This is a genomic window from Leifsonia sp. ALI-44-B (assembly GCF_001984125.1).
Lineage (GTDB): Bacteria > Actinomycetota > Actinomycetes > Actinomycetales > Microbacteriaceae > Okibacterium.
This window is the reverse complement of sequence record NZ_MTQL01000007.1, coordinates 759,468-772,867: the sequence shown is the minus strand read 5'-3', so window position 1 is coordinate 772,867 and position 13,400 is coordinate 759,468. Positions and strand designations below refer to the sequence as shown.

Annotated in this window: 10 protein-coding genes and 1 rRNA gene; 3 read left to right on the top strand and 8 right to left on the bottom strand. The window is 65.1% G+C overall.

Annotation, left to right across the window (positions count from 1 at the left end):
* Positions 1-57 precede the first annotated feature (57 nt).
* The 8 genes from ALI44B_RS10665 to ALI44B_RS10630 form a co-directional block, all read right to left on the bottom strand.
* Positions 58-1,579, bottom strand: a 16S ribosomal RNA gene (locus ALI44B_RS10665).
* A 737-nt stretch (positions 1,580-2,316) separates the two neighbouring features.
* Positions 2,317-3,207 carry a glycine betaine ABC transporter substrate-binding protein gene (locus ALI44B_RS10660; protein ID WP_077054654.1) on the bottom strand — a complete coding sequence of 297 codons (891 nt, stop codon included), beginning with the start codon at positions 3,205-3,207 and terminating at the stop codon, positions 2,317-2,319.
* Positions 3,208-3,327: 120 nt separating this feature from the next.
* Positions 3,328-4,299, bottom strand: coding sequence for an ABC transporter permease (locus tag ALI44B_RS10655; RefSeq protein WP_083709881.1), 972 nt, complete (start codon positions 4,297-4,299; stop codon positions 3,328-3,330).
* Positions 4,296-5,585, bottom strand: a complete 1,290-nt coding sequence (locus ALI44B_RS10650) for a quaternary amine ABC transporter ATP-binding protein (RefSeq protein ID WP_083709879.1) — start codon at positions 5,583-5,585, stop codon at positions 4,296-4,298. Before ALI44B_RS10650 ends, ALI44B_RS10655 begins: the two co-directional genes overlap by 4 nt.
* A gap of 437 nt (positions 5,586-6,022) precedes the next feature.
* Positions 6,023-7,543: a dihydrolipoamide acetyltransferase family protein gene (locus ALI44B_RS10645; RefSeq protein WP_077054652.1), complete on the bottom strand. Its 1,521-nt coding sequence runs from the start codon at positions 7,541-7,543 to the stop codon at positions 6,023-6,025.
* A gap of 94 nt (positions 7,544-7,637) precedes the next feature.
* The gene (locus tag ALI44B_RS10640) at positions 7,638-8,597 is read right to left on the bottom strand and encodes an alpha-ketoacid dehydrogenase subunit beta (protein WP_407668746.1); all 960 of its coding nucleotides are present in this window, start codon (positions 8,595-8,597) and stop codon (positions 7,638-7,640) included.
* Positions 8,598-8,671: 74 nt separating this feature from the next.
* The gene (locus ALI44B_RS10635) at positions 8,672-9,814 is read right to left on the bottom strand and encodes a thiamine pyrophosphate-dependent dehydrogenase E1 component subunit alpha (RefSeq protein ID WP_077054651.1); all 1,143 of its coding nucleotides are present in this window, start codon (positions 9,812-9,814) and stop codon (positions 8,672-8,674) included.
* A 4-nt stretch (positions 9,815-9,818) separates the two neighbouring features.
* Complete coding sequence (locus ALI44B_RS10630) at positions 9,819-10,925, bottom strand: histidinol-phosphate transaminase (RefSeq protein WP_077054650.1); 1,107 nt, start codon at positions 10,923-10,925, stop codon at positions 9,819-9,821.
* A 98-nt stretch (positions 10,926-11,023) separates the two neighbouring features.
* On the opposite strand from ALI44B_RS10630, the gene ALI44B_RS10625 reads away from it, so the two are divergent.
* The 3 genes from ALI44B_RS10625 to purB all read left to right on the top strand — a co-directional run bounded on the left by ALI44B_RS10625 (position 11,024) and on the right by purB (position 13,357).
* Entirely contained in the window at positions 11,024-11,422 is a 399-nt protein-coding gene (locus ALI44B_RS10625) for a phage holin family protein (RefSeq protein ID WP_077055531.1), read from the top strand.
* A gap of 103 nt (positions 11,423-11,525) precedes the next feature.
* The gene (locus ALI44B_RS10620; protein WP_083710153.1) at positions 11,526-11,972 is read left to right on the top strand and encodes a low molecular weight protein-tyrosine-phosphatase; all 447 of its coding nucleotides are present in this window, start codon (positions 11,526-11,528) and stop codon (positions 11,970-11,972) included.
* Positions 11,969-13,357, top strand: coding sequence for an adenylosuccinate lyase (purB, locus tag ALI44B_RS10615; RefSeq protein ID WP_077054649.1), 1,389 nt, complete (start codon positions 11,969-11,971; stop codon positions 13,355-13,357). The genes ALI44B_RS10620 and purB overlap by 4 nt, the downstream gene beginning before the upstream one ends.
* Positions 13,358-13,400 lie beyond the last annotated feature (43 nt).

Below are 13,400 nucleotides of genomic sequence, written 5' to 3'. Positions count from 1 at the left end.
ATTCGTCTCGATCGCGGCTCTGGACACCTCAACGAAGAGGCGCCATATGCTCCTTAGAAAGGAGGTGATCCAGCCGCACCTTCCGGTACGGCTACCTTGTTACGACTTAGTCCTAATTACCGATCCCACCTTAGACAGCTCCTTCCACAAGGGTTAGGCCACTGGCTTCGGGTGTTACCGACTTTCATGACTTGACGGGCGGTGTGTACAAGGCCCGGGAACGTATTCACCGCAGCGTTGCTGATCTGCGATTACTAGCGACTCCGACTTCATGAGGTCGAGTTGCAGACCTCAATCCGAACTGGGACCGACTTTTTGGGATTCGCTCCACCTTGCGGTATTGCAGCCCTTTGTATCGGCCATTGTAGCATGCGTGAAGCCCAAGACATAAGGGGCATGATGATTTGACGTCGTCCCCACCTTCCTCCGAGTTGACCCCGGCAGTATCCCATGAGTTCCCACCATTACGTGCTGGCAACATAGAACGAGGGTTGCGCTCGTTGCGGGACTTAACCCAACATCTCACGACACGAGCTGACGACAACCATGCACCACCTGTATACGAGTGTCCAAAGAGTTGACCATTTCTGGCCCGTTCTCGTATATGTCAAGCCTTGGTAAGGTTCTTCGCGTTGCATCGAATTAATCCGCATGCTCCGCCGCTTGTGCGGGCCCCCGTCAATTCCTTTGAGTTTTAGCCTTGCGGCCGTACTCCCCAGGCGGGGAACTTAATGCGTTAGCTGCGACACGGAGACCGTGGAATGGTCCCCACATCTAGTTCCCAACGTTTACGGGGTGGACTACCAGGGTATCTAAGCCTGTTTGCTCCCCACCCTTTCGCTCCTCAGCGTCAGTTACGGCCCAGAGATCTGCCTTCGCCATCGGTGTTCCTCCTGATATCTGCGCATTCCACCGCTACACCAGGAATTCCAATCTCCCCTACCGCACTCTAGTCTGCCCGTACCCACTGCAGACCCGAGGTTGAGCCTCGGGATTTCACAGCAGACGCGACAAACCGCCTACGAGCTCTTTACGCCCAATAATTCCGGACAACGCTTGCACCCTACGTATTACCGCGGCTGCTGGCACGTAGTTAGCCGGTGCTTTTTCTGCAGGTACCGTCACTTTCGCTTCTTCCCTGCTAAAAGAGGTTTACAACCCGAAGGCCGTCGTCCCTCACGCGGCGTTGCTGCATCAGGCTTTCGCCCATTGTGCAATATTCCCCACTGCTGCCTCCCGTAGGAGTCTGGGCCGTGTCTCAGTCCCAGTGTGGCCGGTCACCCTCTCAGGCCGGCTACCCGTCGTCGCCTTGGTGAGCCATTACCTCACCAACAAGCTGATAGGCCGCGAGTCCATCCTTGACCAAAATTCTTTCCACAACCAGACGATGCCGTCGGTTGTCATATCCGGTATTAGACGCCGTTTCCAGCGCTTATCCCAGAGTCAAGGGCAGGTTACTCACGTGTTACTCACCCGTTCGCCACTAATCCACCCAGCAAGCTGGGCTTCATCGTTCGACTTGCATGTGTTAAGCACGCCGCCAGCGTTCGTCCTGAGCCAGGATCAAACTCTCCATAAATGTTTATCTGCCAGCCACCCCGAAGAGCGACGGCACATTCAGATGTGTGAAAAGCCACCGGAATAGGCGAACAATCCACACGAGTTCAATCTGACCAAATCCGAATATCAACTGACATTCATTTTCAATCTCAAAGAAATCTCAAACACCCAAAAAATGGATGCCGAGGTTATTTGGCATTTGACATTGTGCACGCTGTTGAGTTCTCAAAGATCAGACGCACCTCACAAACCCACCCGAAGGCTGTTCATCAGGGCAACTTCTCTAACCTACCACATCTCGAAGTCTTGTCAAATCGAACCGGTTTGTCATTTTCAGGCAGACTGATTCACATCGAAGATTTCGTTGTGTGGGTTTTCCACGCTGACACGATGATCCGTAATCGGATTTTGTGCTTCTCAGCGGGGGTTTTGGTTGACTTCGGTTCTGGGCCTTTCGGCTTCCGTCCCCGGCAACTTGTCTACTGTACGACAGATTCGGAGACCGCAAAAGCGATTTCTGTCGCACGGGCCTTTCCGACGGGCGCGATGGGGGCAGGAATCGTTTGTTTACCGGGGAAAAGTGATTCTGGAAAAACTTCTGAAGAATTTTCGGGATGCCCCGCCTGCCCCGTGTATCCGCGGAATGGCGGGGATGCCACGTGCAACACTGCCGCTCTGGGGAACGAGAAAGGCCGCACTCAGTGAGTACGGCCTTTCAAGCGGGTAGTGAACCCTGGGGGTGTTACGTCTGCGCTACTACTTCGTCAGGGAATCCACGTAGTCGCGGTTGTCCTCGATCCACTTCGCCACGATGGGCTCGTAGTCGTCGCTGGAGTTCTCGTTGAACATGGCGTTCTCCAGGGAGTACAGCTGGTCGCTGTCCATGGTGAAGTTCTTGATCCATCCCTCGAGCGTGGGGAACTTGTCGCCGAACTGCTTGCTGGATACCGAGTGGATGCTCTCGGCATCCCCCAGGGTGCCCTTCGGGTCGGCGAGGTCCTTGAGGGGGAAGGCGTCGTAGGCCCAGTGCGGAGTCCAAAGGGTGACGACGACGTTCTCGCCGGCATCCGTGCGGGACTTCAGTTCAGAGAGCATCGCGGCGGTCGACGACGTGAGGTACTCCATGTCTTCCAGACCGTAGCCGGGGATGACCTTCTCCTGCGTGGCCTCGGTGAGACCGGCGCCCGGTTCGATACCGATGAGGCGGTTGTCGAAGAGGTCTGCGTTGGCGGCCAGTTCGTCGAGGGAGTCGATGGGGGCGTCCTCGTTCACGGCGATGGTGAGCTTGGCGTCGTCGTTCCAGGCACCGAGGTCGGTGACATCCTTGCCGTAGCGGTCCATGTAGGTCTTGTGGGTCTGGGGGAGCCACGTGTCGAGGACGAGGTCGTAGTCGCCCGAGGAGAGTCCCTCATAGACGGGGGCGACGTCGGCATCTTCGAGTTCGACGTCGTAGCCCTTCTCCTCGAGGACGGCTTTCCAGAGGTAGCTGGCGGCCACGCCTTCGTCCCAGCCCTGGAAGACGGCGATCGTGACATCCTTCTGGTCGCCGTTGTCGAGGGTTTCGGCGGTTCCGGACGAACATCCGACGAGGCCGACCATTCCGGCGAGCGCGATCGTGGCGAGGGTTGCTGTGGTGCGGTTCTTCATTGTTTCCTTTCGTCCCGTCAGAGAAGACGGGGGTGGGGGTATGGGGCGCGGCGGGGTCAGCGCGGTGCGAGAAGCGTCACCGGGACGCCCGCGCAGAGGACGAGACCCTCGCGGCGGACGTCACCGGGACGCGGGTGCCGGTGCGGCGGCGTCCGCAGACGTGGTCGCAGCGCGGGCGTCGGAGACGGGGGCCGGGGGGAGAGGGGCGTTCGAGGGGACGGGAGCTGCGGCATCCGCTGCGCGTTCGGTGCGCGAGGGACGGCGAGCGCGGCGCGTGCCGAAGGAGGCCGTGAGGCGGTCGAGGAAGATGGCGAGGATGACGACCGCGAGACCCGCCTCGAAACCGAGACCGACGTCGACGCGGCCGAGGCTCGCGACCACCTCGGCGCCCAGACCGCCGGCGCCGACGAGACCCGCGATGACGACCATCGAGAGCGACAGCATGATGACCTGGTTGATGCCCGCCGAGATGCTGGGCATGGCGAGCGGCAACTGGATCTGGCGGAGGATGCGACCCGGGGAGGCCCCGAACGCCTGACCGGCCTCGACGACCTCTTTGTCGACACCGCGGATGCCGAGCTCGGTGAGCCGCACGCCGGGAGCCATCGCGAAGATGATGGTGGCGACGATGCCGGGCACGACGCCCACGCGGAACAGGATGAGCGCGGGGATCAGGTAGACGAAGGCCGGCATGGTCTGCATGAAGTCGAGGATCGGCTTGATGATCTTGGACGCCGTATCGGAACGCGCCGCCAGGATGCCGACCGGGACGCTGATCGCGATGGCGATGGCGCTAGCCACGAGGACGAGCGCCAAGGTATCCATGGCGTTGTCCCACTGGTCGACGCCCACGATCAGGAGGAATCCGACGGCCGAGCCGAGCGCGAACTTCCAGCCGCGGACGAAGAACGCCAGCGCGACGGCGACGACGATGACGGCCCAGAACGGGGGAGCGGCGAGCACCAGGTCGACCGCTTCGTAGAGGGCGGCGAAGATGGCTCGCAGGACCGCGAAGAAGCCGCCGAAGACATCCGTGATGAAATCGACGACGTTTTCGGCCCACTCGCCGAGGGGAATGCGGAACTCGTTCATACGAGGGTCCCTTCTGTGCTGCTGTTCGGGGCCGTGACGCGCAAGGTCTCGGTGATGGTCTCGACCGAGACGCTGGGGGCCGGGTCGATGGTGTCGAGCTCGGACGTGGTGGTCGGCACGTTTCCGAGGGCGGCGAGCAGGGTGACGCGGGGGATGGCGCCGAGCAGGCGGTTCTCGGCGTCGAGCACGGCGACGGGCAGCGGGCTCTCGACGGCGCTCTCGAACAGGTCGGTCAGGTGGACGTCACCCGTGACCGTTGCGGCGTCGTTGCGGATGACCGTGCTGAGGTCGGTTTCGTTGGCCTTGACCAGACGCAGCACGTCCTTGTCGCGGACCACGCCGAGGAGGCGTCGACCCGGGCCGACGACGAATGCTGCGGAGGTCTGCAGGTCGCGCATGGCACGGAGGGCGGCGCGCGGGCCGGCGGCCACCGAGACGACCGAGCGGGCGGGCTCCATGACACCCGCGGCGGTGAGCACACGGGCGCGGTCGACATCCTGGACGAACTGCGCCACATAGTCATTGGCCGGGTCGGTGAGGATGTCGTTGGGCGTGCCGACCTGCACGATGCGGCCGTCGCGCATCACGGCGATGCGATCGCCGAGGAACATGGCCTCGTTGAGATCGTGTGTGATGAAGATGATGGTCTTGCCGAGCTCGGCCTGCAGTTCGACGAGCTGCTCCTGCATCTCGCGCCGGATGAGCGGGTCGAGAGCCGAGAACGCCTCGTCCATGAGCAGGACGTCGGTGTCGGCGGCGAGCGCGCGGGCCAGACCGACGCGCTGCTGCATACCACCCGACAGCTGCGCGGGGAGCTTGTCGGCCCAACCCTCGAGGCCCACGCGCTGGATGATGCGCTCGGCCCGTTCGCGGCGCTCGGCCAGGGGCATGCCCTGGATCTCGAGGCCGTAGGCGACGTTGTCGCGCACACTGCGATGAGGGAGGAGCGCGAAGTGCTGGAAGACCATCGAGACGTTCTTCTTGCGCACCTCGCGCAACTGGGCGTCCGGGATGCCCGAGATGGGCGAACCCATGACCTCGACCGTCCCCGAGGTGGGCTCGAGCAGACCGTTCAACATGCGGATGAGCGTGGACTTACCCGAACCGCTCAACCCCATGACGACGAAGATCTCGCCCTGCTTCACCTCGAACGAGGCGTCGATGACCGCGGCTGTACCGAGGCCGGTGAGCTCGTCGCGCGCGCTACCCGCTGCGAGACGCTTCACCACCTCCCGCGGTTTTCGACCGAATACCTTGAATAGATTCCGTGCGCTGACGGCAACCATTTCTGACACGTGTACTCCAGCGCGTTACCGACGCCGGGCGCGGGCAACGCATTTCGTTTCTCACGGCCGGGTCTCGGGGCGCGCGTCGGAACCCGCCACATCAAGCGGCGCACGAGTCGTTGCGGAACGGACTCGGCGCGGCGATACGGGTTCGCGGTCTGGCTGCTTCGGAGCCGGCCAGAACGCCCTGGACCATACGACCGTGGCGCGTGGACCCGAAGGCCCTGCACCCCGGTCGCGGACTGGGTGTGTGGTCGTCATGACCGTCGTCCAGCCTAACGACGGGCGGTGGTGTCGCCTATTCGGGGGACATCGATAACGGTCGGATGTCGCGGCGAGCGGGGCTCGATCAACCCTCGAAATGCGTGCTGATCAGCGCAACGTCATTGTTGCCCTACCGTTATCTTCAGGGCGCTCCCGAGCGCGGACGTCGGGCCTCAGTCGAGGAGGAGCGCCGGTTCTTCGATGATCGCCGCGACGTCGGCCAGGAAGCGGCTCGCCACGTCGCCGTCGACGACACGGTGGTCGAACGAGGCGCCCAGGGTCGTGACGAAACGGGGGCGCACCTCGCCATCCACGACCCACGGCTTCTGCTTGATCGTGCCGAGCGCGACGATGGCCACCTCGCCCGGGTTCAGGATGGGCGTGCCCGTGTCCATGCCGAAGACACCGATGTTGGTGATCGTGATCGTGCCCTGCTGCATATCGGAGGGCTGCGTCTTGCCGTCGCGCGCCGTGAGGGTGAGCTGCTCGAGGGCGCGGGCCAGTTCGAGCAACGTCATCGCCTGAGCGTCTTTCACGTTCGGCACGATGAGGCCGCGCGGGGTGGCCGCGGCGACGCCGAGGTTGACGAAGTGGCGCACGATGATTTCTTCGTCGGTCCATGCCGCGTTGACCATGGGGTTGCGGCGCACGGCCCAGATCATGGCCTTGGCCATGATGAGCAACGGCGAGACCTTGACGCCCGCGAAGTCGGTGGATGCCTTCAGCCGCTTCACGAATTCCATGGTGCGGGTGGCATCGACATCCACGAACAGGCTCACGTGCGGAGCCGTGTAGGCCGACTGCACCATGGCGTTGGCGATGGCCTTGCGCACACCCTTCACGGGGATGCGTTCCTCGCGCTCGGGCGCCCACTCGGGCGTCTCGATGTTGCGGAAGACCTTCGGCTGGCTGGCGGCACGCACGACGTCGTCGCGCGTGATCTCGCCCGCGAGACCCGTGCCCTCGAGGGTGTCGAGTGCGACGCCGAGATCCTTGGCGAGCTTGCGGATGGGCGGCTTGACGATGATGGGAACGGCGGCCGCGGCCGGCACCGATGCCAGCACCGAAGCCGGGGGAGTGGGGCGGAGGTTCTGACGCGAGGTGGCCGTGCGGCGGCTGGAGACCTGGCCGCCCGTGCCGTAGCCGACCAGGACGCTGCCCTGTTTGGGCTCCTCGGAGGCGATGGAGTCGCGCGTGTCGGAGACGGACTGCTGGGCCGACGCTGAGGCTTCGGCCTGCGCTTCGGCCTGCGCCAGCGTGGCCGGGACGTCGGCCGTGCCCGCCATGCGGAACTGGGCGCTCTCGGCCGGGCCGGCGGCCGCTGCAGCCGACGGGATGTCGCCGACACCGGCGTCGCCCGCGGAGGAGCTGTCGCTGCCCGAACCGTCGGAGGGGGCGGTGGCAGAGGAAGCGGGGCCGGACGCGGAAGGCGTGGCCGCGGCATCCGCCGGCTCGCCCGACTGGATGGTGACGATGTGGGTGCCCACGTCGACCGTCGTGCCCTCGTCGACGAGGATCTCGCCGACCGTTCCGACGAACGGCGACGGCAGCTCGACGAGCGATTTGGCCGTCTCGATCTCGACCAGCACCTGGTTGAGCGCCACGTGATCGCCGGGCGCGACCTTCCACGACACGATCTCGGCCTCGGTCAGACCCTCGCCCACGTCGGGAAGAGGAAAGCGCATCTCGCTCATGAGTTAGTCCATTCGGTGCGTGCGGTGCCGCTCGGGGCGGTGCGGGTGAAGCGGGGATCGCCGGCGCGAGGCTGGCTGGGTGTTGGCGTGCCGGCTAGTAGGCCAGCGACCGATCGACGGCCTCGAGGATGCGGTCGGCGTCGGGCAGGAACAAACCCTCGAGTTTGGCGGGCGGGAACGGCGTGTCGAAGCCGGAGACCCGCAGGACGGGAGCCTCGAGCGAATAGAACGCACGCTCGGTGATGGTGGCCGCGATCTCGGAGCCGATCGACGCGAAACCGGAGGCCTCCTGCGCGACGACGGCGCGGCCGGTCTTGCGCACGCTCTCGACGACGGGACCGTAGTCGACGGGGGAGAGGGAGCGCAGATCGACGACCTCGACCGAGGTGCCCTCGGCCGCCGCGAGCTCGGCGGCCTGCAACAGCACCGTGACCATGGCGCCGTGGCCGACGAGCGTGACATCGGTGCCCGTGCGCACGACCCGCGACGCGTGTAGCGGAACGGCCGAGGACGAGAAGTCGACCTCACCCTTCGGCCAGTAACGGCTCTTGGGCTCGAAGAACATGACGGGGTCGTTGGAGGCGATGGCCTCTTGAATCATCCAGTAGGCGTCATTGGGCGTCGACGGGCTGACCGCGCGGAGGCCCGGCGTGTGCGCGAAGTAGGCCTCGGGACTCTCCTGGTGGTGCTCGACCGCACCGATGTGCCCGCCGTAAGGAACCCGGATAACGAGGGGCATGCTGAGCTGACCCTCGTGCCGGTTGGTGAGCTTCGCCAGCTGCGATGTGATCTGGTCGAAACCCGGGTAGATGAAGCCGTCGAACTGGATCTCGCACACCGGGCGGAAACCGTGCATGGCGAGGCCGATGGCCGTGCCGATGATGCCCGACTCGGCGAGCGGCGTATCGAGCACGCGGTCGGTGCCGAACTCGGGCTGCAAGCCCTCGGTCACGCGGAAGACGCCGCCGAGGCGACCGATGTCTTCACCCATCATGAGCACGCGCGGGTCGTCGAGCATGGCCTGGCGCAGCCCGGCGTTGAGGGCCTTCACCATGGGCAGGTTCTCGACGCCGCGCGGGGCCTCGGCTCCACCGCCGCCGGTGGCCTGAGTATTGGTCATCGTGTCGCTCATGCGGACTCCCCGCCGTTCATCGAGTTCTCGTACTGGGTGAGCCACGCCTTCTGCTCCTCGAGGAGCGGGTGCGGCTCGGAGTAGACGTGGTCGAACATGAGGCTCATGTCGGGCGTCTCGAGGGCCAGGGTGCGGCGACGGATGTCGGACGCGAAGTCTTTGGCTTCGGCATCCACGTCGTCGAAGAAGGACTGCGGGGCATTCTGCGAGCGCAGGTAGGCCTCGAAGCGCGCGATGGGATCTTTGGCCACCCACGAGTCGAGCTCTTCCTGCGTGCGGTACTTGGTGGGGTCGTCGCTCGTGGTGTGCGCGCCGATGCGGTAGGTGAGCGCCTCGATGAGTTGCGGGCCCTGACCGGAGCGCGCGTCGTCGAGGTGCTTGGCCGTGACCGCGAAGCTCGCGAGGACGTCGTTGCCGTCGACCTGCACGTTGGGCACGCCGAAGCCGTCGCCGCGGCGGTGCAACGGTGTGCGCGACTGCGTCGTGACGGGCACCGAGATGGCCCAGTGGTTGTTCTGCAGGAAGAACACCTGCGGGGTCTGGTAGCTCGACGCGAAGACGAGGGCCTCGCTGACATCCCCCTGGCTCGTGGCGCCGTCGCCGAAGTAGACCATGGTGGCCTCGTCGGTCTCGGGGTTGCCCGTGTTGGTGCGGCCGTCGAGTTTTTGACCGAGCGCGTAGCCCGTGGCGTGCAACGTCTGCGAGCCGATGACGAGCGTGTAGAGGTGGAAGTTGCCGTTCGTCGGGTCCTTCGGGTCCCAGCCGCCGTGCGTGACACCACGCAGCAGGCGCAGCACGTTGAGCAGGTCGATGCCGCGGACGAAGCCCACGGCGTGCTCGCGATAAGAGGGGAAGAGGTGATCTTGCGGCCGGGCAGCGTGGGCCGAACCCACCTGGGCAGCCTCCTGCCCGAAGCTCGGCACCCAGAGCGCGAGCTGACCCTGACGCTGCAGGTTGGCCGACTCGACGTCGAACGCCCGCACGACCGACATGTCGCGGTAGAACCGGCGGTGGTCGGCCTCGGTCAGACGCTCGAGGTAGGGAGCGTACTGCTCGCTCTGCTCGGAGACGCTGAAAACGCCGTCCGTCGACAAGAACTGCACGGCAGGCGAAGCCTGATCATGAAGAGGTACTGTCACCGTTCTAACCTAACGTCGAGAGGGGATGTGCGGCAGGGAGCAGCTGGGCGATCTCGTCGGCCGCGCGGAACAGGCTCACGATCGACTCCTCCTCGCCGATGCTGATGCGCACGCCGGAACCGGGGAAGGCGCGCGCGACGATGCCGTGGGAGAAGAGGACGTCTTGCACGCGGTCGGTCTCGTCGCCCGCGCCCAGCCAGATGAAGTTGCCCTGCGCCTCGGGGACGCGCAGGCCGCGGTCGAGGAAACCGTCGCGGATGACATTGCGGCGAGCCCGGATGTGCGACACGCGCTCGGCCAGCTCGGAGTCGCGCTCGAGCGACGCCAGGGCAGCGACCTGTGAGGGCTCGGTGACCGACAGCGGGATGGCGCTCGCGCGGGCCGCGTTGAGGATGTCGACAGGACCGATCGCCCAGCCGATGCGCAGACCCGCCAGACCGTAGGCCTTGGAGAACGTGTGCAGCACCACGAGGTTGGGGTAGCGACCCGTGAGCGCCAGACCGTCGACGGCGTCTTCGCGGTCGATGAATTCGTAGTAGGCCTCGTCGAGGAGGACGAGCAGATCGTCAGGGATGGATTCCATGAAGTCGGCGAACTCGGCCGCCCCGACAACCGTGCCCGTCGGGTTGTTGGGGGAGCAGACGATCACGACACGCGTGCGCTCGGTCACGGCCTCGGCCATGGCGGGGAGGTCGAGTGAGTCATCCGCTTTCAGGGGCACCTGCACGCTCGTCGCGCCCGCGACCGTGACGAGACCGGGGTAGGCCTCGAACGAGCGCCAGGGGTAGACGACCTCGTCGCCCGCTCCCGCGGCGGCGCTGATGAGCTGGCTGATGATCGACACCGAACCGGCACCGATGTGCACCTCGTCGACCGAAACGCCGTTGCGCTCGGCCAGCACCTCACGCACGGCGAGCGCTGTGGCATCCGGATAGCGGTTGAAGGATGTCGCCCGCACGACCTGCTCGATCACACCGTCTAGGGGAGGGTAAGGGTTCTCGTTGCTCGACAACTTGTAGGCGTCGACGGGAGCCGGTTTGCCCTGCTTATAGGGGGGCAGGGCGACGATTTCCGGGCGCAACTTGACGGGTCGTCGTTCGGCGGAGGTCATTGTGCGATTCTACGGCGCTGAGATTCCGAGCACGGAATACGGCCAGCGGGCGAATAACAGCTTTGTCACGACGGGAGGCCGATGGGATAGTGGGTTCCATGGGCAAATTCTTGATACGGATCGTGATCAACGGCGTGGCGATCTGGCTCACCACCCTCATCGTGGCCGGCGTGCACGTCACCCCCTATGACGACGGCATCCTGCCCACGGTCGTCACCTATCTGGTGGTCGGGCTGGTGTTCGGAATCGTCAACGCGATCATCGGCACACTCATCCGCATCGTCGCGTTCCCCCTCTACATCCTCACGCTCGGGCTCATCTCCTTCATCGTGAACGGCATCCTGCTGCTCATCACCGCCGGCGTCACCTCGTGGTTCGGCTTCGGGCTGACCATCGACGGTTTCTGGTGGGGCGTGCTCGGTGCCCTCGTGCTGGGCATCATCAACTGGATCTTCGGGGCCATCCTGAAGCCCCAGTTGAACGAAGGTCGACGCTGAGTTGACCGGCCAGACGGCCGACCTCGACGCCGAGCCCCCGAAGAAAGAGATCGTCCCCTACCGGGTCAGTTTCGTGTGCGCCGGCAACATCTGCCGCTCGCCCATGGCCGAGGTCGTGTTCCGTTCGCTGGTGCGCGCCGCGCGGCTCGAGGAATACGTGGTCACCACATCGGCCGGCACGGGTGACTGGCATGTGGGCGAACAGGCCGACCACCGCACCGTGGCAGCTCTCGCCCGGCGCGGCTATGACGGCTCGGCGCACCGGGCGAAACAGTTCGACCCCGGCGAGTTCGGCAAGCTCGACCTCGTGGTGGCCCTCGACCGCAGCCATGACCGCATCCTCAAGGCCTGGGCGCCCACCGAGGGCGAGCGCAGCAAGGTGCAGATGCTGCTGAGCTTCGACTCCCGGCAGGCGCACCTCACCGATGTGCCAGACCCTTACTATTCGGACGATGCGATGTTCGACCAGGTTCTTGGGATGATTGAGCAGGCGTGCAAGCACCTCTTCCGCCAACTCGAACCCGCCATCCGACAGGGAGCCCTCCGATGACCTCACTTCCCCCTCAGCCGCTCAGCCCGCTCGACGGCCGCTACAAGGCCTCGGTGCAGCCGCTCGGCGAATACCTGAGCGAGGCCGGTCTCAACCGGGCGCGCGTGCAGGTCGAGGTGGAATGGCTGATCTACCTGACCGACCACAGCATGTTCGGCTCGTCTCCGCTCGAGGCGGCGCAGAAGGAGAGCCTGCGCGCGCTCTACACCGAGTTCTCGCAGGCCGACATCGACTGGCTGGCCGAGAAGGAAGCGGTCACGCGCCACGACGTGAAGGCCGTCGAATACCTCGTGCGGCACCGCCTCGACGAGCTGGGTCTGGCATCCATCGCCGAGTTGACCCACATCGCCTGCACGAGCGAAGACATCAACAACCTCAGCTATGCGCTGACGGTGTCGCTGGCCGTGCGCGAGGTGTGGCTGCCGGCCTACCGCGGCGTGATCGCCGAGTTGACCCGTCAGGCCCAGGCCTTCCGCGCCGACGCCATGCTGAGCCGCACGCACGGGCAGCCCGCGACGCCCACCACCATGGGGCGCGAGTTGGCCGTCACGGCGTGGCGCCTGCGCCGCATCGAGACGCAGATCGAGGGCACCGAGTACCTCGGCAAGTTCTCGGGCGCCACCGGAACGTTCGCCGCTCATGTGGCCGCCGACCCCGAGGCATCCTGGACCACGATCTCTCAGGAGTTCGTCGAATCGCTCGGGCTCACGTGGAACCCGCTGACCACGCAGATCGAATCGCACGACTGGCAGGCCGAGCTGTACAACCGTGTCTCGCACGCCAACCGCGTGCTGCACAACCTGGCGACCGACATCTGGACGTACATCTCGATCGGCTACTTCCGGCAGATCCCCGTCGCCGGCGCCACCGGATCGTCGACGATGCCGCACAAGATCAACCCCATCCGTTTTGAGAACGCCGAGGCCAACCTCGAGCTGTCGAGCGCCCTGCTCGACTCGCTGGCGGCCACGCTCGTCACCTCGCGGCTGCAGCGCGACCTGACCGACTCGACCACGCAGCGCAACATCGGCGTCGGGCTCGGGCACTCGCTGCTCGCGCTCGACAACCTGGCGCGCGGCCTGCGCGAGATCGACCTCGACCGGGATGCCCTGGCCTACGACCTCGACCACAACTGGGAGGTGCTGGCCGAGGCCATCCAGACCGTCATCCGCGCCGAGGTGGTTGCCGGGCGTTCGTCGATCGACGACCCCTACGCCATGCTGAAGGATCTGACCCGGGGTAAGCGCATCGGGCGCGACGACCTGGTTGCGTTCGTCGAGAAGCTCGATATCGGGGATGCTGCGAAGGCACGACTGGTCGCGCTGACGCCCGCGACGTATGTGGGGTTGGCCGACGAGCTGGTGGACCGGTTGCCGCAGGCCTGAGCACTGAACGCTGAATACGAAGAAGCCCTGACCGGATGCGGTC